16 protein-coding genes and 1 riboswitch are annotated in these 20311 nt (G+C 74.7%); of the genes, 9 read left to right on the forward strand and 7 right to left on the reverse strand.

Features of this window, described 5'->3' with window-relative positions:
• A partial coding sequence (locus tag R7226_RS22530; RefSeq protein WP_318599600.1) for a nucleotidyltransferase family protein occupies nt 1-420 on the reverse strand: 420 nt, incomplete at its 3' end.
• A gap of 121 nt (nt 421-541) precedes the next feature.
• On the opposite strand from R7226_RS22530, the gene lhgO reads away from it, so the two are divergent.
• Together lhgO and R7226_RS22540 are read left to right on the forward strand one after the other, a co-directional pair.
• Nucleotides 542-1801 carry an L-2-hydroxyglutarate oxidase gene (lhgO, locus tag R7226_RS22535; RefSeq protein WP_318599601.1) on the forward strand — a complete coding sequence of 420 codons (1260 nt, stop codon included), beginning with the start codon at nt 542-544 and terminating at the stop codon, nt 1799-1801.
• A 98-nt stretch (nt 1802-1899) separates the two neighbouring features.
• Nucleotides 1900-2745: an alpha/beta hydrolase gene (locus tag R7226_RS22540; protein ID WP_318599602.1), complete on the forward strand. Its 846-nt coding sequence runs from the start codon at nt 1900-1902 to the stop codon at nt 2743-2745.
• Between the two features lie 6 nt (nt 2746-2751).
• Here R7226_RS22540 and R7226_RS22545 read toward each other — a convergent pair whose 3' ends face one another.
• On the reverse strand, nt 2752-5619 hold the full coding sequence (locus tag R7226_RS22545; protein ID WP_318599603.1) for a helix-turn-helix transcriptional regulator: 2868 nt from the start codon (nt 5617-5619) through the stop codon (nt 2752-2754).
• Between the two features lie 102 nt (nt 5620-5721).
• On the opposite strand from R7226_RS22545, the gene R7226_RS22550 reads away from it, so the two are divergent.
• The 5 genes from R7226_RS22550 (at nt 5722) to R7226_RS22570 (ending at nt 11449) form a co-directional block, all read left to right on the forward strand.
• Nucleotides 5722-7314, forward strand: coding sequence for a hypothetical protein (locus R7226_RS22550; RefSeq protein WP_318599604.1), 1593 nt, complete (start codon nt 5722-5724; stop codon nt 7312-7314).
• 9 nt (nt 7315-7323) lie between these two features.
• Nucleotides 7324-8121, forward strand: coding sequence for a hypothetical protein (locus R7226_RS22555; RefSeq protein WP_318599605.1), 798 nt, complete (start codon nt 7324-7326; stop codon nt 8119-8121).
• A complete protein-coding gene (locus R7226_RS22560; RefSeq protein ID WP_318599606.1) occupies nt 8118-8906 on the forward strand; it encodes a hypothetical protein in 789 nt (262 codons plus the stop codon). Before R7226_RS22555 ends, R7226_RS22560 begins: the two co-directional genes overlap by 4 nt.
• A gap of 54 nt (nt 8907-8960) precedes the next feature.
• The gene (locus R7226_RS22565; protein ID WP_318599608.1) at nt 8961-9815 is read left to right on the forward strand and encodes a DsbA family protein; all 855 of its coding nucleotides are present in this window, start codon (nt 8961-8963) and stop codon (nt 9813-9815) included.
• A gap of 176 nt (nt 9816-9991) precedes the next feature.
• A complete protein-coding gene (locus R7226_RS22570) occupies nt 9992-11449 on the forward strand; it encodes a hypothetical protein (RefSeq protein WP_318599610.1) in 1458 nt (485 codons plus the stop codon).
• Between the two features lie 27 nt (nt 11450-11476).
• Here R7226_RS22570 and R7226_RS22575 read toward each other — a convergent pair whose 3' ends face one another.
• The 3 genes from R7226_RS22575 to serC all read right to left on the reverse strand — a co-directional run bounded on the left by R7226_RS22575 (nt 11477) and on the right by serC (nt 13870).
• Nucleotides 11477-12067, reverse strand: coding sequence for a nuclear transport factor 2 family protein (locus R7226_RS22575; RefSeq protein WP_318599611.1), 591 nt, complete (start codon nt 12065-12067; stop codon nt 11477-11479).
• 90 nt (nt 12068-12157) lie between these two features.
• Nucleotides 12158-12634, reverse strand: coding sequence for a hypothetical protein (locus tag R7226_RS22580; RefSeq protein WP_318599612.1), 477 nt, complete (start codon nt 12632-12634; stop codon nt 12158-12160).
• Between the two features lie 114 nt (nt 12635-12748).
• Nucleotides 12749-13870: a phosphoserine transaminase gene (gene serC / locus R7226_RS22585; protein ID WP_318599613.1), complete on the reverse strand. Its 1122-nt coding sequence runs from the start codon at nt 13868-13870 to the stop codon at nt 12749-12751.
• A gap of 29 nt (nt 13871-13899) precedes the next feature.
• Nucleotides 13900-13986, reverse strand: a riboswitch (ZMP/ZTP riboswitch).
• Nucleotides 13987-14050: 64 nt separating this feature from the next.
• On the opposite strand from serC, the gene R7226_RS22590 reads away from it, so the two are divergent.
• Both R7226_RS22590 and R7226_RS22595 read left to right on the forward strand, forming a co-directional pair.
• Entirely contained in the window at nt 14051-14452 is a 402-nt protein-coding gene (locus R7226_RS22590) for an RNA-binding S4 domain-containing protein (RefSeq protein ID WP_318599614.1), read from the forward strand.
• A gap of 105 nt (nt 14453-14557) precedes the next feature.
• The gene (locus tag R7226_RS22595; RefSeq protein ID WP_318599615.1) at nt 14558-14944 is read left to right on the forward strand and encodes an RNA-binding S4 domain-containing protein; all 387 of its coding nucleotides are present in this window, start codon (nt 14558-14560) and stop codon (nt 14942-14944) included.
• A gap of 84 nt (nt 14945-15028) precedes the next feature.
• Here R7226_RS22595 and R7226_RS22600 read toward each other — a convergent pair whose 3' ends face one another.
• Together R7226_RS22600 and R7226_RS22605 are read right to left on the reverse strand one after the other, a co-directional pair.
• Nucleotides 15029-19525, reverse strand: a complete 4497-nt coding sequence (locus tag R7226_RS22600; protein WP_318599616.1) for a coiled-coil domain-containing protein — start codon at nt 19523-19525, stop codon at nt 15029-15031.
• Nucleotides 19522-20310 carry a hypothetical protein gene (locus R7226_RS22605; RefSeq protein ID WP_318599617.1) on the reverse strand — a complete coding sequence of 263 codons (789 nt, stop codon included), beginning with the start codon at nt 20308-20310 and terminating at the stop codon, nt 19522-19524. Before R7226_RS22605 ends, R7226_RS22600 begins: the two co-directional genes overlap by 4 nt.
• Between the last annotated feature and the right edge of the window lies 1 nt (nt 20311).

The following is a 20311-nucleotide window of genomic DNA, read 5'->3' on the forward strand; positions in this document are numbered from 1 at the left end:
CGCGCCGTCGCCCGCCGCATCGCCGCCCGCCGCCGATGCGCCCGCGGCGCCTGCCGCCGCCACCCGCGCGATCGCCTCCGGCCGCACGCGCGGCTGGTCGCCGAGCGTCACGACGATCGCGTCCGCATGCGGAGCGAGGGCGGCGACGCCGGCGCGCAGCGAGGCGGCGAGGCCTTCCTCCCAGTCGGTCACGACGACGACCTCGGCCCCATGCAGCTCGACCGCCGCCGCGATCTCCTGCGCGTGCGCGCCGAGCGCGACGGCGACGCGCGGGAGGCCGGCGGCAGCCATCGCGGCGAGCGCGTGCTCCAACAGCGGCCGGCCGTCGAGCGGTGCGAGCTGCTTCGCCGCGCCGAACCGCCGCGCGGCGCCGGCGGCGAGCACGAGGCCGGCGACCCGCGACCGGGGGGATTCGCTCATCGGCGCATTCTCGCGCCTCCGGTGTCGAAGCCGCGCGGCCGGGCTCGCCGCCGCCGCGAAACCGCCCGGCCACGGCCGCGAACCTCCCATGTGAGAGCGCTGTCAGGTATGTTCAGCCGCAATGAACGGGAGTGGAGCAGGACGCTTTGACCTCGCGGTCGTCGGGGCGGGGATCGTCGGACTCGCGGTCGCGCGCGAGCTGATGCGGCGGCAGCCGCGGCTGAAGGTCGTCGTCGTCGACAAGGAGGAGCGGGTCGGCGCGCATCAGACCGGTCACAACAGCGGCGTCGTGCATGCCGGCATCTACTACGAGCCCGGCTCGCTGAAGGCCCGTCTCTGCGTCGACGGTGCCGCCCGCCTGAGCGCCTTCTGCGAGGAGCGCGGGATCGCGCTCGACCGCTGCGGCAAGCTGATCGTCGCCCGCTCCAACGACGAGCTGGGCCGGCTGGAGGAGCTGGAGCGGCGCGGCCGCGCCAACGGCGTGCCCGGCCTCAGACGACTCGACGCCGCCGCCCTCCGCGAGGTCGAGCCGCATGCGGTCGGCGTCGCCGCGCTGCACTCGCCCAACACCGCGATCGTCGACTTCCCGGCGGTCGCTCGCGCGCTCGCCGACGACGTCGTCGCGGCCGGCGGGACGCTCGCGCTCGGCCGCGAGGTCGTCCGCGTCGAGCGCCGCCCGGCGCCGATCGGGATCGGCGGCAGGAGCAGCCGGGAAAGCGAGATCGTGCTGCACCATCCCGCTGCCGAGCCGACGATCGCCCGCCGCGCGATCTTCTGCGCCGGCCTCTGGTCCGACCGGCTCGCGCGCGCCGCCGGCGCCGCCGCCGACCCGCGGATCGTGCCGTTCCGCGGCCAGTACCTGAAGCTGACGCCGCGGGCCGCTCCGCTCGTCAGAGGGCTGATCTACCCGGTCCCGGATCCGTCGCTGCCGTTCCTCGGCGTCCACCTGACGCGCCATGTCTCCGGCGAGGTGTGGGCCGGGCCGACCGCGCTGCTGGTCGGCGCACGCGACGCCTACCGCCTCGGCCGCCTCGACCTCGCCGACCTGCGCGAGACGCTGGCGTGGCCCGGCACCTGGCGGGTGATCGCCAGGTACTGGCGCAGCGGCGCCGACGAGCTGCGGCTCGCCGCCAGCCGCCGCGCCTTCGCCGCCGCCTGCGCGGACTACGTGCCGGAGCTGAAGGCGAGCGACCTGCTGCCGGGCCAGGCCGGCGTGCGCGCGCAGGCGATCTCGCGCGACGGGAAGCTGGTCGACGACTTCGTCTTCGCGGACGCGCCCGACACGCTCCACGTCCGCAACGCGCCGTCGCCCGCGGCGACCTCGGCGCTCGCGATCGCGGGGCTGATCGGCGACCGCGCGCAGGAGTCGCTCGGGCTCTAGGCGACCGCCCTGCGCGGTGCGATGATGGCGCCCGCGAGCGAACGCCGTCCCCGGGGCGATCGAACGCGCAGGATCAATCGCGAACAGAGGCGAATCGCATGGCGACGACGATCACCGAGCACGAAGCCGAGCAGGTCGCGGAGGCGAACAGAACGGGGTTGCAGCCCGTCGTCTTCGTCCACGGGCTGTGGCTGCTGCCGAGCAGCTGGGACCGCTGGGTCACGCTCTTCGAGGAGGCCGGCTACACGGCGCTGACGCCGGGCTGGCCCGACGACCCGGAGACGGTCGAGGAGGCCAACGCCCATCCCGAGGTGATGGCGAAGAAGACCGTCGGCGACGTCGCCGACCACTTCGAGGAGATCATCGCGAGACTCGACAAGAAGCCGGCCGTGATCGGCCACTCCTTCGGCGGTCTGCTGACGCAGATCCTCGCCGGCCGCGGTCGCTCCGCGGTGTCGGTCGCGATCGACCCGGCGCCGTTCCGCGGCGTGCTGCCGCTGCCGATCTCGACGCTGAAGTCCTCGCGCCCGGTGCTCGGCAACCCGGCCAACCGCAACCGCGCGGTGCCGCTCACCTACGAGCAGTTCCGCTACGGCTTCGCCAACGCCGTCAGCGAGGACGAGGCGAAGCAGCTCTACCACGAGTTCGCGGTGCCGGCCCCGGGCGCGGCGCTGTTCCAGGCGGCGACCGCCAACTTCAACCCGTGGACCGAGGTGAAGGTCAACAGCAAGAACCCCGAGCGCGGCCCGCTGCTGATCGTCTCCGGCGAGAAGGACCACACGGTGCCGTGGGCGGTCGCGAACGCCTCCTTCAAGAAGCAGAAGCGCAACGAGGGCGTGACCGAGATCGTCGAGATCAGAGGCCGCGGCCACGCGCTGACGATCGACAGCGGCTGGCGCGAGGTCGCCGACACCGCGCTCGCGTTCGTCAGAAGATTCGTCTGAGCTGAGCTATGCCGCGTTGGCGGCGCTCGCGACGAGCGCCGCCAGCTCGGTCCGCCCGCGCAGGCCGAGCTTCGCGTAGACGTTCGTGAGGTGGTTGGCGACCGTCTTCTCCGACAGGTGCAGCATCAGCGCGATCCGCTTGTTGGGCGTGCCCTCAGCGACCAGCCGCGCGATCTCGCGCTCGCGGTCGGACAGCTCGTCGAGCCCCTCGACCCCGGCCGCGCGCCCGACACGGCCGGCGACGCGCCCGCCGAGCCTGCGGATCTCACGCGCCGTCTGGTCGTGCGCGCGCTGCAGTCCGCAGGCGGCGAACTCGGCCGCGGCCGCGTGCAGCTCGACCGTCGCGGCCTCGCCCCTTCCGGCGGCGGCCAGCACGCGGCCGAGCACGCTGCGCGCGAAGGCGAGGTGCGGCCGTCCGAACGGCGTGGCGCGCGCGACGCCCTCCTCGGCATCCGTGATCGCGGCGGCGTGGTCGCCGTCGGCCGACAGCACGAGCGCGCGCGAGGAGGCGGCCTTCGTCAGCGCCAGCGGCAGGTTCGCGTGGCGTGAGACGGTCGTCGCCTGCTCGGCCCAGGCACGCGCGGCGGCGCGGTCGCCGACGCTCAGCGCGCAGATGATCAGGTACTCGGCCAGCTGGCAGGTCCACGACGCGTCGGTGCCCTCCAGCCCCTGGCCGGCGGCGGCCGTCGCCTCGCGCAGCGCCTTCGCGGGGTCGACGTCGAGCGCCATGAAGAGGACGGCGTTGAGGCGGCTGGTCGCCGTCAGCACGTCGTCCTGCTGGCGCGCCAAGATCCGCAGCGCCTCGTTGCCGGCGCGCTCGCCGGCGGCGCGGTCGCCCGCTCTGACATGCAGGTTGCACGCGAGCGAGAGCGCGTGGCCGAGGATCGCCTCGGCTCTGATCAGCCGCGCCGTCTCGACGCCCTCCTCGACGCTCGCGAGCGCCCCCGGCATGTCGCCGAGGTTCCAGCGCGTCATCCCGCGGAAGGTCAGCAGCGCGGAGAGCGCGAAGTCCTGGCCGGAGCGCCGCGCCAGCGTCGCGCCGCGCGCCAGCAGCGCGTCGGCGTCCCCGTAGCGCTCCTGCGCGATCGCCATCAGCGCGAGCATGTGGACCGTCTCCAGGCCCTGCATCAGCTCCTCGTCGCCGATCCGCGTCAGCTCCTCGAGCGCCTGCTCGACGGCGGCCGCGGCAACGGCGTGGTCGCCTTCCCAGCCGGCCAGCATGCCGGCGCAGGCGCGCGCGGATGCGATCGCCAGCAGCGAGTCGGCGCGCTCGGCGGCGGCGAGCGCGGCGCGCACCGCCTCGCCGGCGGCGCGGTCGTGCAGCTGCACGTAGTCGAAGGCGAGCCCGAGGTGAAGCCGCGCCTCGTCAGCGGGCGTCGTCGCGACGCCGGCCGCGAGCGCTCGCTCCAGCCGCGCGCGCGAGTCGTGCGCACGGCCGCTGGCGCGCTCGATCTGGGCGAGCTGGACGATCACGGGCACCGCCAACGGCGAGCCGGGCGGAAGGCTGTCGTGGACGGAGAGCAGCACGCCGTGCGCTTCTTCGACGCGGCCGCCGGCGGCGAGCGCGAGCGAGCGCCGCAGCCGCAGCCCGAGCCGTCGCTCGGCCTGCTCGGGCGTCGTCGGCAGCAGCCGGTCGGCGGCTTCCAGCCAGCGCGCGGCGGCGTCGGGGGCGACCGCGTGGGCGTCGAGCGCGGCGGCGTCGAGCAGCTTGATCGCCGCCTCGTCGCCGGGCTCCGCGGCGGCGGCGACGTGGGGCGCGAGCGTGCCCGGCGCGGCACCGCGCTCGCGCAGCGCGACGGCGAGCGCGGCATGGCCGGTGCGGCGGCGCTCGAGGCCGATTCTGTCGTGCACCGATTGGCGCACGAGCGGGTGGCGGAAGCGACAGCGCAGATCGCCGCCGTCGAGCGCGACGAAGCCGGCCTCGATCAGCTCGTCGATCGCGTTCGTGGTCGTGCAGCCGGGGACGCCGGCCGCGACCTCCGCGAGCTGCACGTCGAACGGGTCGCCGGCGAGCGCGGCACCCTCCAGCAGTCTGCGCGCGGGCGCGCTCAGCTGGCGCACGGAGCTGTCGACCGCCGCGATGATCGTGCGCGGCACGGCAGCCCCGCGGCGATCGGCGCGCGCCAGCGCCAGCAGGAAGCAGGGGTTGCCGCGGGCGCGCGCGAGCAGCTGCTCGGGCTCCTCGGTGTCGCCGAGCAGCGTGCGCGCGTCGGCGTCGCCGAGCGGGCCCAGCTCGATCTGCGCCAGCGAAGGTATGTCGCGCGCGGCCTCGGCGAGCGCGCTGGCGGCGGCGCCCGGCCGGCTCGCGAGCAGGAACAGGACACCCGCGTCGGGCGGGTGGCGCAGGAGGTGGAGGACCAACTCCAGCCCGGCCGGGTCGGCCCAGTGGAGGTCGTCGAGCGCGAGCACGAGCGGCCCGCGGCTGGCGAGCGTGGCGACGAGCGCGCCGACCGCGCGGTGGAGACGGAAGCGGGCGGCCGCGGAAGAGGCGTCGGCGACGTCGTCGGGACCGCCGCCGGCGCCGCCGGCCTCGGTCTCGCGCAGCGCGGGCAGGAGGCGGCCCAGCTCATGCAGGTGGCCGCGGCCGAGGCCGTCGACCGCCGTCGGCGGCAGCGCCGCGACGGCGTCGTCGAGCAGCTCGACCCAGAGGCCGTAGGGCACGTCGCGCTCGAAGGCGGCGGCGCGCGTCCGCAGCACGGCTATCCCGGCCTGCTCGGCGCGCGCGGCGATCGCGCTCGACAGCACCGTCTTGCCGATGCCGGCCTCGCCGACCAGCTCCAGCACCCCCGGCTTGCCGCGACGGATCGCCTCCAGAACGCGGTCGCCCGCGGCCAGCTCCTGGTTGCGGCCTGCCAGCGGCGGAGCGAATTCCACCACACGACTGAACACGTGCGACACGCTACCCGCAACCTCCCGAGGAGCATTGAGGGATATCCCTCCCATGTCACCCAAATGGCAGAGGCCCAGGATGCCAGGATGCCTTCTCCGTCATCCCGCGGCGGGCGCCTCGCGGCGTGTGCCGCCGCCGTTGCGGCCGCCGCCCACGGTCGCCCGCTGACGCTCCTGGCGACCGCGCTCGCCGCCGCCGCGGCAGCCGCCACGCCGGCCTCCGCGACGATGCTCGTCTACCGCGACGGCGACGACGTCTGGGCAGCCTCGCCCGACGGCGCGATCAAGCAGCGCGTGACCACCGACGGCAGCGCGAGCGCCTACTACTCCTTCCCATCGGTCGACGACGCCGGCACGATCACGGCGATCAAGGGCTCCTCGACCAACCGCATGATCTGGACGCTGCCGCGCGGTGCGGCGCAGCCGACGCTCAACGTGATGCCGTGGAGAGGCGCCGGCTGGCCGAACATCGGTCCGACGTGGGCGCGCGTGAACGCGAGCGGCAGCTCGCTCGCGTACACCTACCGGCTCAACTACGGGCCGTACTCGGGCTATCCGAACGGCGGCTTCGACGACCGCTACGCGATCGTCAACCCGGCCGCGCCCGGCAGCCCGACCGCGCCGGCGATCGACCAGCCCGGCCAGTACAACCCGACCTGGTTCGGCAGCCGCCTGGTGACGTCGAAGAACGGCGAGATCTGGTTCGAGACGCAGCCGCTGCAGTTCAGAAGCTGGCTGAGTGACCCCGCCCACGCGCCGCTGCTGGCGGCCGAGGTCAACCGCGCGGGCACGCGCGTGCTCGTGCTGCGCGGCGATGGGCGCGTCGTGATCGCCGGCTGGCAGGGGACCGTCGGCAGCACCGCCGGCGCGGTCACCTCGCAGTGCCTGCTGCCGGCGAGCGGGATCGGATGGGCGGCGCTGTCGCCCGACGGGACGCAGGTCGCCTGGAGCGACGCCGGCGGCCTGCGCGTCGCGACGGTGACGGCGTCGAACGCGACGACCTGCCCGACCGGCGGTCTCGTGACGCTGTCGGCGTCGGGCGTCACGCCGGCCTTCTCGACCGCGACGCTGACGCCGCCGGTCGATCCCGGCAGAAGAGATCCGACCGATCCGGGCAGAAGAGATCCGACCGATCCGGGCAGAAGAGATCCGGCCGATCCGGGGGAGAGAGACCCGGCCGACCCCGGCAGAGATCCCACTGATCCGGGCAGAGATCCCACAGATCCCGGCACGGATCCCGCAGATCCCGGCAGAGATGGCACGAATCCGGGCAGAGATCCCACGCCTGACCCACCGCAGCCGACGCCGCCCGGCCCGCTCGATCCCGGCCGCCCGACGATCACGACCGCGACGACGCTCGCCGTGGCCGTCGCGCCCAACGGCCGCGCGAACGCGCTGCGCAAGGCGCTGCGGGCGACCGTCAGCGCCTCCGGGGCCGGCACGCTGCGGGCGACGCTGACGCTTCGCACAGCGGCCGCCGCCGGCCGCAGACCGCGCACGCTCGCGCTCGGGGCGGCGCGCACGACGCTGACCGGCGCCGGCAGACGGACGCTGGTGCTGAGACCGGCGGGTGCCGGCGCACGGCAGATCACGCGCGGCGCGCGGCTGACGCTGCGCGTCACGTTCACGCCGAAGAGCGGCGCCGCCGCGGTCCGGACCGCGACGATCGCGGTGCGCTGAGCGATGCGCATGCTTGACGTCTCGCGCGCGGTCGTGCGCGCCCGTCTGGCCGCGGGCGTCGCGGCCGCCGCGGCCGCCGCCCTGGCGCTCGCGGCCCCCGTCGCGCACGCCGCCGCCGCCGACACCGGCGACCGCACCTATCTGATCAAGTCGATCGACATCCACCAGTCGGAGGAGTGGCGCTCGCAGGTCAGCGGCTATCCGAACAGATGCAGAACGTGGCAGTTCGCCGAGGGCAGATCGAACCTCGGCGTCGCGCAGCAGGGGACCCGCACGATGAGAGTCCAGCGGCTGCCGTTCGGCGGCCTGGTCGGCACCTTCGACGGCTCCAACTGGGGCCTCTCCGAACTGCGCCGCACGCTCGACTGGCGCTCGCACTCCGTCCCGGACGTCGCCGGCTGCTCGCCGTGCGGCCCCAACAGCGAGTACGGCCAGTGCAGCGGCGCCGCGCCGCCCGACGAGACCGCGAGACCGCGCTGCGCGCCGCCGCGCGGCAGAGGGCTGATCGTGCTCTCGCTGACCGACGCCGGCCTGTCGGTCGGAGCCGTCCCGAACCTCGACAAGGAGCTTGAGAGATGTCCCGAGCCGCCCAAGGCAGCGCCGCGCGGAACGATGCAGTGGAGACTGGAGACGGTCCGCTTCAAGGAGGCGCCGCAGACGCTCGCGCGGATGGGGCTGTACAAGGAGCACACCTTCCGGCGCGAGACGACGGTCGACAGAGCGGGCGGCTGCAGACGGCTGCGCGGGGTCGGCTTCAGATCGTGCGTCGCGTACACGGTGGTCGTCGTCGTGCGGCGGATCGGATGAGCGCGCTGGTGCGGATGCTCGCGCGGACAACGGTCGTGCGGACGGCGCTCGCGCTGGTCGCGGCTGCGGCGGCGTTCGGGTTCGCCGGCAGCGCGACGGCCGCCGCCGCCGCCACGCCCAAGTACAAGGTGAACCTGACCGCCTACCAGAGCGTCGTCTCGAACCTCGAGGAGGGCGACTACCCCGAGGACTGCGCCAACTGGACGACCGCCAGATCGACCGTCGCGTTCGAGATGGAGTCAGGCCGCACCTTCAACGTCGGTCTGATCCGCAATCCGGTCAACGACAGCATCTGGGGGCAGGTCAGCTCCGACCTGCAACCGACCGCGCACATCTATCGCCACTGGCGGTTCCGCGCGCACTACAAGCCCGACGTCGAGGGCTGCTCGCCGTGCGGGCCGTCGAGCGAGTACGGGCCGTGCACGGGCGAGGTCTTCGACGACAGAGGCTCCGACGACTGCGGCTCGACCGAGGGCCCGGTCCGCAGAGGCTTCCTGTCGATGATGGTGAGCGACCGCGGGATCACCGTCATCGCCTCCCCGATGGCCGACTTCAGCAGATGCGAGGAGCCGAGAACGGAAGGTCTGCCGCTCGGCCCGACCGCGCCGAAGCTGGACAGATTCCTGCTGCCGAGCGGGACGCGCGAGCTGCAGGCGATGAAGGTCGGCGCGACGCGGACGATCAGACGGGTCGTCAGAAGAGGGGCGTGCGGCAGAACGAGAGGGAAGGGGCTGAGAGTCTGCACCGAGATCAACGTGCAGATCCGCGCGAAGCGAGTGGGGTGAGGCTCCCGGGGTAACCTTCGACGGCCGTCGAACCCTCGTCCCGGGAGCATCCGCATGGCCGCCGCAGCAACCGTCACGATCTTCACCGACCCCGGCTGCCCGTTCGGCTTCAACGCCCAGCGCCAGGACCTCCAGCTGCGCTGGGCGTACGGAGACGGTGTCGACGTGCGCGTGCGGCAGATCGTGCTGCGCACCGAGCGCGGCGAGTTCGCCGACCTGCCGTTCACGGCCGAGATGCTGGTCGCCAACGGCGAGCGCATGCGCGACGAGTACGGGATGCCGATGGCGGTGCGCGAGCCGACGCACCTGGCGGCGACGCGGTCTGCCTGCGCGGCGATCGTCGGCGCTCGCCTGAGCGGCGGAGAGGCGGCCGCCGACAGGCTGCTGCGCGCGATCCGCGTGCGCGTGCACTCGGCCGGCGAGGCGATCGACGAGCCGGCGACGCTGCGCGCCGCGGCCGCCGACGTCGGGATCGCGGCCGAGCAGCTCGAGGCGTGGCTGACCGACGAGGCCGTCGCGGCGGCGCTGCTGGAGGACATGGAGGCCTCGCGCGCGCCGGTGCCGGAGGCGCTCGCGCTGCCGCACAAGCTCGCCCGCGACGGCGAGCGGGGCTGGCGCTACACGGCCAGCTCGACCGTCGTAGACGCCGGCGAGCGCCGCACCGCCGCGCCGGGCTTCCAGCCGTGGGCGGCGTACGAGGTCGCGTTCGCCGGAGCGCTGCCGGAGCTGCCGCGGAGAGCGGCGCCGGAGTCGGCCGCGGAGCTGCTCAGCTGGGCGCCGTACCCGCTCGCGACCGCCGAGGTGGCCGCCGTCCGCGACATCTCGATCGAGGCCGCGCGCGAGGAGCTGGAGCAGGCCGGCGCGACGCTCGCGCCGTATGCCAACGACGGCTACTGGTCGCTGGCGTAGCGCGCCTCACGGGCAGCGCCGCACTAGCACGCCGCCCACCGCGTTCCGCGCCAGATCGCCCTGCAACGGCCACTCCAGAACCCGAATTGTCGCGGTGCTGACCGGCGCCGTATGAAACGGGCGGGAACGCGCCGGATCGGGTCTTGAGCAGGGCGGATCGCGCCGATAGCGGAGCCATGGCCTCCCCGAACCGCTCCTTGATCTCGACCTCGATCTCGCTCGCGACCGTCCTCTCCGCGTTCGCGCTCCTGCCCGCCACCGCAACCGCGTCGCCGACGATCCCCGCCGGCGACGGCGGCAGCTCCGGCGCCGCCGACACGACCGCCGCGCTGATCGCCTCCGCCGCCGCCTCCAGCACGAACGGTGCCGAGCGCCGCCGTGCCGCGCAGCGCCGCGGCGGCAAGGTCCGCGTCGCCTGGCCGCAGCGCAAGGGCGCGGCGGCGCCCGACAGCCGCCTCGCCCGCTGGCTGGCGCGTCAGGTCGGCCCGATCGCCGTCAGACCGGCGCGCAGAGGGGCCGCGCGCCGCGACACCCGCGCGCTCGCCGCCGCCTCCGCCACCGCGCCGCTCGCCGCCGCCTCCGCTGCCGCCCCCGGCAGCGCCGCGCAGGAGCAGCTGCTGCTCGTGCGCTCGTTCGACATCCCGGCGGGGGAGCCGAGATACGCGGCGCTGGCGAACTACTCGTGGACGTATGACAACGCGCTCGCCGTCTTCGCCTTCCTCTCCGTCGGCGCGCGCGCCCAGGCCGAGCAGCTGCTCGACCAGCTCAGAGCGCTCCAGCTCGCCGACGGCTCGCTCGACTTCGCCTACAACGTGCAGACCGGCGTCGGCGCCGGCAGAGCGCGCAGCGGCGCGATGGCGTGGGTCGGCCTCGCCGCCTCCGCCTACCGTCGCCAGTACGGCAACTCGCGCTACGACAAGCTGATCGAGGGCGTGCTCGACCACCTGCTGGCGCTGCGCACGAGCGACGGCCTCGTCAAGGGCGGCAGCGACGTGGCGTGGGTCTCGACGCAGCACAACCTGCTGACGATCGGTCTGCTGCGCGACGTCGTCGACCAGATCGGCACCGGCAACAAGAAGCTGGGCGAGTGGACCGGCAGCCAGCTCCATGACATCCAGAACTCGATGGGCAACGCGGTGCTGTCGAAGACGCTCGTGCAGAACGGCGCCTACGCGTACTTCATCGCGGGCGTGGGGGACAGAGCGGTCCCGACCGACGTGCAGGCGCTCGGCGCGCTCTACCTGCAGCTGCGCGGCGATGGCCGCGCGACGCAGGTCGCCGACAACCTCGCGCGGAACGGCTTCCTGATCGCGCCGCGCAAGACGCCGGCCGGCGCCGGCCCCTACAGCGGCTTCAGACCGTACCTCGACGCCGGCAGCCCCGACGTCGTCTGGAGCGAGGGAACGTTCGAGGCGGCGCTGGCGCTGAAGCGGCTCGGCGTCGCCAGCGCCGCGACGACGACCGCCGTCTCGCAGCTGACCGGCTCGACCGACAACGGCACGGTCGCGCCGATCGGCGCCGACCGCAACGTCGACGGCACCAAGTGGGGCGAGTTCCACACCTGGCCGACGTCGGCGGCGGCGAGCTGGCTGCTCGTCCTGAACGCGTCGAACCAGCTGCTGTACGCGCGCTGAGCCGCGCGGGATGGGGCGCGCCGCGCGCTAGGACGGCGTCCCCGGCGCGACCCCGAGCCCGTCGAGGTCCTCGACGCGCAGCCAGTGGTCGATCAGCCCGTCGGTGACGTGGAACGCGGCGCGGGCGGTGTTGCCGGTGCCGCTGCCGCAGTCGCCGCCTGGCCGCTCGGTCAGGCGGAAGGTGACGATGAAGAAGCCGCGCGACGCCGCTCTGGCCGACAGCACGTCGGCGCCGCACGGCAGCGTGCGGTTGAACGCGCGCACCTGCGCGCGCGTCGTCAGCGCGATCGGTCTGGTGCCGTTGGCGACGGCGCTCGGGAGCGCGAACAGCCGTGCCGCGCCGTCGACGTCGCCGCGCTGGAGCGTCGCGGCCCACAGCCGCACGATCGCGAGGTCGGCGCTGTCGACGTCGCCGCGCGAGCCGCCGCCAGAGCCGCGGTCGCCTGACCCGCCTGACCCGCCTGACCCGCCTGACCCGCCGCCGGGTGGCGTGGCCGGCGCCGTCGCGGTCGTCGCGGCGCGCTCGCCGTCGTCGCCCGCATCGTCACCGCCGCCGCAGGCGGTCACCGTCAGCGCCAGCAGCGAGAGCACGACGACGATCGGCCGACGGGATCCCATCTGATGAGACTACGCGCGGCGGGCGCGCGCGGATGCGCCGGGCGCGCCGCCTGGTCGCGGCGCGCACCGTCGCGGAACGTCAGCTTCGGGTTACGGCGTGATTGCGGCTCTGGCCGTGCCTGTGACCTCTGGTCCGCAGTACTCGTCGGGTCCGCTGACCTTTCTGGCGGTCGCCGAGGCGGTCTCGTAGGTCCACGTCGGCGGGCCGGACGAGACCAGCGGCAGGTTGACGTTGCTCGCCACGTAGCGGCAGGTGACTCTGACGAATATGAGTATCGTCGCTCTCACCGTCACGTCGATGGTGTCGGCCGTGACCGAGCCGTCCGGCTGCGTCGTCAACGTCGTGTTGCCCGTCGTGGTGGCGGTGCCGGTGATCCCGCTCACCGTGCAGCTGCCCGTGGTCGGGCTGACGATCACGTTGGCCGGCGGCGTGCCGCTCGACGTGGCTCTCAGCACGCAGCCCGAGATCGTTACGGCGGTCGTTCCGGCGAACGCCGGAGCAGCCGTGAATGCGACGATCGCGGCCGCGCAGGCGGCGATCATTGTCAGCCGTGCTGGACGAAGCATGGCATCTCCCCTGATTGATGAGTCCGGCCCCGGCGAGACCCTAACACCAATAATCAGAGTATTTCAAGTGGTCGCATCGGCCGGCGCGCGAGGCGCCGGCCGTGCAGCGACGGCTCAGCCCAGCTCGCCGACGACGTAGTCGACGCAGGCGGTCAGCGCCTTCACGTCGTCCGGCTCGATCGCCGGGAACATCGCGACGCGCAGCTGGTTGCGGCCGAGCTTGCGGTACGGCTCGACGTCGACGATGCCGTTCGCGCGCAGCGTCGCGGCGACGGCGGCGGCGTCGACCGCGTCGTCGAAGTCGACCGTGCCGACGACCAGCGAGCGCTTCGCCGCGTCGGCGACGTACGGGGAGGTGAACGATCTCGCCTCGGCCCACGCGTAGAGATGCGACGACGACGCCGTCGTGCGCGCGACCATGCCGTCGAGGCCGCCGTTGCCGTTCATCCACTTCAGCTGCTCGTCGAGCAGCACGAGCGTCGCGATCGCCGGCGTGTTGTAGGTCTGGTCCTTCTTCGAGTTGTCGAGCGCGGTCGTCAGCGAGAGGAACTCGGGGATCCAGCGGTCGGAGGCGCCGATCTCGGCGATCCGCTCCTGCGCGGCGGGGGAGAGCAGCGCCAGCCACAGGCCGCCGTCGGAGGCGAAGCACTTCTGCGGCGCGAAGTAGTACACGTCGGCGTCGGCGGCGTTGACCGGCAGGCCGCCGGCGCCCGAGGTCGCGTCGATCAGCACGAGGCCGTCGCCGACCCGCTCGACGGGGACCATCACGCCGGTCGAGGTCTCGTTGTGGGCCCAGCCGATCACGTCGGCGTCGGGCTGCGCGGCCGGGGCCGGCGCGTCGCCGGGGTCGGCCTTCGTCACGATCGAGTCGCCGAGGAACGGCGCGTCGTTGGTCGCCTTCGCGAACTTGCTCGAGAACTCGCCGTAGACGAGGTGGGCGGCGCGCTCGCGCACGAGCCCGAAGGTCGCGGCGTCCCAGAAGGCGGTCGTGCCGCCGTTGCCGAGCATCACCTCGTAGCCGTCCGGGAGCTGGAACAGCTCGCGCAGGCCGGCGCGGACGCTGCCGACGAGGTTCTTGACCGGCTTCTGACGGTGCGAGGTGCCCATCAGCGCGGCGCCCTCGGGGCCGGCGAGGCGAGCGAGCTGCTCCGGGCGGACCTTCGAGGGACCGCAGCCGAAGCGGCCGTCGGAGGGCTTCAGGTCGTCAGGGATCGTGACGGTGGCAGTGTTCGACATGCGGTGGTCCTCTCGCGGGATCGGAACAACGGGCTTGCCCAGGCGCGCGGCGGAGAGAACCACGTCGCCGGTCCCCGGTGGTGCTCCACCTGTGAACGCCAGTCGCGGCGACCCGGCGGAGTCTAGCGGCCGCCGCCGCTGCGGAGGCGGCTCGGGCGGGTCGCGTGCGATGATCGGCGCATGGATCCGATCGAGTCGATGCGCGTCGACAGATGGCTGTGGGTCTCCCGCCTCGTGAAGACGCGGGCGCTCGGCGCGGAGGCGGTCAAGGCCGGCCGCGTGAAGGTCAACGGCCAGCCGTGCAAGCCGGCGAAGGAGATCAGAGCCGGCGACAGCCTGGAGCTGCGCAACGGCGAGCTGCGGATCTCGGTCGTCGTGCGCGGGATCGTGAGAATGCGCGGCTCGGCGAGAGTCGCCGCCGTCCTCTACGACGAGACCGACGAGAGCAGAGAGCTGCGCGAGCGGCTGTCAGCGGAGCGCCGCGCGGCCAACCAGCAGCAGCTGCCCGGCGGCGGCGCGCGGCCGACCAAGCGCGACCGCCGCCGCTTCGAAGAGGCGCGCGAGCGCGGTCAGCGCGGCTGAAGGACCGAGCACTGCAGCTTTGCTGCTGCTCTGCCGCAGCAGACCTGCACTGCTCTTCGCGGCGCCACGCCGCGCCGCTGTGGCACCGCGTGGGAGGATCCCGGCATGGACAAGAGCTTGGAAGCCGTGCCGGCCGACGCCTGGCTGTGGGCCGCGCGGCTCGTGAAGACGCGCGCCGCCGGGGCTGAGGCGATCGCCGAGGGGCGCGTCACGAGCGCCGGCGAGCCGCTCGCCGCCGACGCCGAGGTGCGCCGCGGTGACCGCCTGGAGCTGCGCGTCGGCGAGTCGACGACGCGCGTGGTCGTGCGCGGCGTCGCGCGCCTGCGCGGCCCGGAGAGACTCGCGGCGCGGCTCTACCAGCCGGTCGACGAGGACGGCCAGCCGCTGGCCGGCGGCGCCGGCGCGGCCGGCGCGGTCGGCGCGACGAAGGCCGAACGGCGCCGCCTGCAGCAGGCCGCCAACGTTCGCAGCGGCCAGGGCCCGCGGGCCTAGGCGCAGCGCCGCGCGCCAGCCGCGCGGCCGCATCCGGCGAGCATTGCAAGTTCACTGCCGCGATACCGCAGCAGAGTTGCGTTCCTACCCCTCGCCGCCCCTGCCGGCCTCGCGGGCGGCGTCGGCGAGCGCGGCGACGTCGAGCGGCGGCGTGTAGCTGACCGCGGTGACGACGGCCGCCTCGGCCGGGGCGCCGTCGGGGCGCGGGGGCAGCAGCGGCGCGGGCGCGCCGTCGGCGAGCTTGACGTAACGCATCCCGCCGAGCAGGTCCTTGTCGTTGGTCAGCGCGACCGCGGTCGCGAAGCGGCCGGTCACGTTCAGCTCGCCTTCGAGGCCGGTGAAGGGGATGAACTGCGCGTCGAGGTGGCGCGCGAGCCGCAGCTGCAGGTCGACGAGCGACTCGCGCGAGGCGGTGCCGATCGGGTTGTCGATCAGCAGCGGCCCGGCGCGGCGGATCCCGCGCGCGCGGCCGGCGCGCTCGGCGGTGCGGACGGCCGACACCGCGCAGAACAGCACCAGCTTGATCGTCAGCTCCTCGCCGCCGGAGAACTCCGGGCCGACGACCTCGATCGGGTGGTACTGGTCGTCGGGCTGGGGGTGGGGCTTGAGCACGGTGACTTCGAGCCCGTCGCGCAGCAGCGCCATCGTCGCGCCGAAGGCGAGGTCGAGGCCGCGCCGTCTGGCGCCGCCGGCGACCGCCTCGTCGAGCACGCGCCCCAACGCCGACTCGCGCGCGGCGTCGTCGGTCAGCGCGCTGTGGCGCACGCGCGCGAACTGCTTGCCCGACCAGGCGCCGAGCGCGCTCTCGCGCGGCAGCGTCGTCGCGGCGGCGACCTTGTCGAGCTTGCGCACGCCCTCGGCGCCGATCGCCAGCAGCTGCGCGACGAGCGCCTGGCGGTGGCGCTCCAGCTCGCCGACGGTGCGGTCGAGCTCGCCGGCGCGCGTGCGCAGCTCGCCCTCCAGCCGGCCGGCGTCGGGCGCAAGCGCCTCGCCGGCCCGCAGCGGCGCGGTGATCCCTCTCGGGATCCGCTCGTCGGCGGCGGCGACCGCGTCGTCGATCGCGCGCAGCCGCTCGGCGACCTGCTGGCGCGCGGCGGCCTGGTCGCGCGTGGAGGACTCGACGCCGCGCACGGCATCGGTCACCTGCTCGTGGACGCGGTCGCGGCGGCGCGTCCAGGCCGGCAGCTCGCCGGCGTGCGGGCGGCCCTCGGCGACGGCGAGGCGGGCGCGGCCGGCCCGCAGCTCGTTCAGCAGCTCCTGCTCGGTCGTGACGCGCTCGTCGCTGTCGGCGAGCTTGGCGCGGTTGTCGGCGACCTCGCGCTCGCGCCCCTCGCGCAGCTCGTTCAGCTCGCCGAGCAGGACGGCGCCATGGGCGGGGTCCTCCGGCTGAAGCGTTCTCAGCAGCTTCGGCTCGCGCGTGCGGTCGGCGGGGGTGAGCGCCTCGGTCGCGGCGTACAGCCGCTCGGCGGCCTGCCCCTCGACCGTCGCCGCCTCGCCCTGCTCGCGCAGCGCCTTCTCGTAGCTCTCCTTCGCCTCGCGACGGCCGCGCGCGAGCGCCTGCGGATCGATCCCGGCGGGCGAGTCGGCGAGCGCGCGAGCCCGTTCGCGGACCGGCTCGCCGGCCCGCTCGACATCGGAGCGCAGGCGCGCGGCGCGCGCCTCGGCACCAGCCATGCGCGCGCGCAGCTCGCCGTCGGAGATGCGCGACTCCAGCAGCTGCTCGGCGACGAGCAGCCGCTCGCTCAGGCCTGACAGCGAGCCTTCCTTCGCTCTCGCTCTGGCGCCGTCGAGCGGCAGCTCGGCGGCGCGGCGGCGCAGCCCGGCGGCCTCGCCGCGGACGGTCGCGAGGCGGTCCTCGAGCCCCTTCGCGTCGCGGATCAGCGCATCGCGTCTGCGGCGCACGGTGTCGGCCTCCGCGGTCAGCTCGTCGCTGCGCGCGGCGAGCCGCTCGAACTCGGCGCGCAGAGCAGGCGCGTCGAGGTCGTCGACGCTCTCCAGCCGCTCCAGCGCGCGCTCGCAGCGGCGCTCGGCCTGCGCGACCTGCTCGCGCCGCGCGGTCAGCTCGGCGAGCCGCTCGCCGTGGGTGGTGAGGATCCGCTCCTGCTCCTCGGCGCGGCCGCGGGCCGTCTGCGCCTGCTCCTCGCGACGGCCCAGCTCGCGCGCGACGGCGCCGAGCAGACGGCGCTCGTTGCGGCCCGACTGCGGCAGCAGGCCGCGCAATTGCTCGGCCTCGCCGGCGAGCACGGCGCCGAGGCGGCCGAGCCGCGCGGAGAGCCGCCCGTGGCGCTCGCGCTCCGCTCTCAGCTGCTCGACGGCGGCGGCGACCTGCTCCAGCTGGTCCTGCGCGGCGTCGGGGTCGTAGGCGGCGGGGTCGGGGAGGAGGACGGCGAGGCCGGTTCTTCTGACTCTTGCGACCAGCTCGTCGGCGCGCGCCAGCAGCAGCGGGCGGCGCGGCAGCCGCACGCGCGCGGCGGTCAGCTCGACGATCGCCTCGTGCGGGTCGTCGTCGAGCAGCACGATGCCGGCGGCGAGGCCCGGCTGGGCGGCGATCAGCGCCGGCAGCCGGTCAGCTCTGACGGTCTCCGAGAGGTGGCGCAGCGCGGGCAGAGCCTGCATCCCGATCGCCTCCAGCTCAGCGCAGATCCGCTCGACGTCGGACTCGACCGCGAGCAGCCCGTCGCGCTCCAGCGCGCGCTCGTCGGCGGCGCGCGCGTCGATCTCGTTGGCGACGGTCGCGCGGCGGCCGTCGGCGGCGGCGCGGGCGCGCTCGATCGCGCGCTCGGCGCCGCCGGGCTCGTCGAGCGGCTGCCAGCCGGCGGCGACGTCGAGCGCGTCGAAGAGGGAGACGTCTCCTTCTGGCTGGCCCGCCGCCCCTCTTCTCGCGCGTCTCGCTCTCGCCGGCGGCGGATCGCCCAGCTCGCCGGCGACCCGCGCCACCGCCGCATCCCGCCGCCGCTCCAGCTCGCTCGCGGACGCAGCCTGCTCGGCCGCCTCGGCGCGGGCGGCGTCGCGGCGCTGCGCGGTCGCCTCGCGGCGGACGCCCAGCTCGCGGATCCGCTCGTCCAGCTCGTGGCGCTGGCCGATCAGGTCCTCGCGCTCGGCCTCGAAGCGCTCGCTCGCGGCGCTCGGCCGCTCGCCATCGCGCAGCAGCTCGTCGGCGCGCAGCCGCTCGGTCGCGCGCGCGAAGCCGTCGAGCTGCGCCTCCAGCGTCCCGCGCCGCTGCTTCAGCTCGCCGCTGCGGCGGCCGAGCTGCTCGATCTGCTCGCGCAGCTCGTCGTGGCCGCCCTCGGCCTGCGCCAGCCGCTCCTCGATCGTCTCGGCCTCGCCGTCGAGCCGCGCGGCGGCGTGCAGCAGCGCGCCGGCCAGCTCCAGCGCCGCCTCGCGCCGCTCCGCGCGCGCGTCGGCAACGCCGCGCTCCTGCTTCTCGACGCGCTCGGCCAGCCCGGCCAGCTCGCCCTCGCTCTCGGCCAGCGCGATCAACGTCTCGACGAGCTGCCAGGCGGAGTGCTCGGCGTCGGCGGCGCGGGCGGCGTCGGCCGCTCCGCGGACGGCCTGCTCGGCGGCGTCGGAGAGCAGCCGCTCGGTGCGGGCGCGCACGAGCTTCGTCTCGCCGTCGAGGTCGCGCTCCTGCGCGTCGAGCTGGCGGCGATGCTGCTCCAGCGGCTCGCGCTGCTCGGTCAGCCGCTCCAGCCGCGTCGTGCCGGCGGCGATCGCGGCGTCGAGCACGCCGGCGAGCTGCTGCTGGCCGGACTGCGCTCGCTGCTGCTCGGCGACCGCCTCCTCGCCGTCGCGATGGGCACCCGCGAGCTGCCGCAGCAGCTGCGCCACGTCGCGGCAGAAGTCGGCCTCGGAGGCGAGCGACTCGCGCCGCGAGAGCTGCTCGGCGTGCGTCTGGACCTGCTTCTGCAGCTTGGAGAGCGGCTCGTCCTCCAGCACCATCTGCAGCACGAAGCGCGCGAACGACTCCGGCGAGTTGAAGCGCAGCTCGTCGTCGTCGCCGCCCTCGCTGCGGTTGAGGCGGGCCTGGTAGCGCAGGATCGCGGGGTCGATCCCGACCTCCAGCAGCGCGTCCTCCCAGCCTCTGACGCCCCCGACCGTGCGGAACTGCAGCGGCGGGTGCTGCTGCCCGAGCGCCTCCAGCGACTTCACGAGGCCGGCGCGCGTGCGGCGCCGCCTGCCGTCGCGCAGCGGCAGCGAGTCGAGCGTGAGAGCGCCCTCGACCGGCTCGAAGATCCAGCGCGTCTCCTCGCCGTCGCCGCGCTCGAAGCTGTGGCCGGTGACGAGCAGGCGGTCGTCGTCGCGGTTCTGCCACTCGATCGCGACCGTCGCGCATTCGTCGGCCAGCACGAGCGGGCGCGCGTTGCGCTGCTGCTCGGCCGTCTTGGTGCCGTCGGTGCGACGGGGGAGGAGCGCCTTGAAGAGCAGGTAGAGCAGCAGCGACTTGCCGCCGCCGTTGCGCAGCAGCACGACGGCGTTGGGCGCCGCGCGGCCGTCGGCGACGAACGACAGCGTGACGTCGTCGTAGCGCGCGTCGGTCGGCCCGGCCGCCTCCAGCCGGGCGCGTCGTATCCGCCAGTTCACGGGGCCGATCCCTCCGCGCGCGCGACCGCGGCCTCGGCGGCGGCGTCCGCATGTTCCGGCGTCTCCGGGTGCGACGGCGCGACCTGCGACCACGCCAGCGAGCCGACCAGCTCGCGCGCCATCGCCTGCATCCGCCGCGTCGAGGCGTACGTCTCGCCCTTGACGATCGTGCGCAGCAGCCCCTGCTCGGCGAGCAGGTCGAGGCAGCGGACGACGACCTGGCGGGTGCCGACCTCGCGCTCGCGGCCGTCGGCGCCCTTCTTCGAGTTCGACGTCTGACGCCAGACGGTCCAGGCGCGGGCGAGGTCGGGCTCGTCGATCGGCGGGTCCAGCTCCTCGCCGGCCGCGCGCGCCTCCGCGTCGAGTCGCGCCGAGACGTCGCGCACGAGCCGGTCGACGTCGTCGACGTCGCGCCGTCGCAGCCGCTCGTTCGTGTCCTCGAGATCCTCCGGGCGGGGGAAGAAGGCGACGAAGCTGGCGACCATCGCGCAGGCGAGCAGCATCCGTCTCTGCACGCCGGTCGTCTGACGCGGGAAGAAGTCGGCCAGGCGCATGCGGAAGGGCGAGTCGACGCCGGCGCTCGTCAGCAGCAGCCCGCCCTGCTGGGAGGCGTGCACGAGCCGCAGCCCGAGCCCGTCGATCGTCGCGTCGGTCGCGGCGCGCAGCGGCGGCTCGGCGAGGTAGCGCCCGATCAGCGCCGCGTGCTCCTCGCTCAACGGCCCGCTGCGGGCGTTCAGCGACATCCGCACCAGCAGGCCGGCGTCGGCGGAGGATTCAGCGGTCATG

Origin of the sequence: Conexibacter stalactiti (assembly GCF_033542075.1) — a bacterium.
GTDB lineage: Bacteria > Actinomycetota > Thermoleophilia > Solirubrobacterales > Solirubrobacteraceae > Conexibacter > Conexibacter stalactiti.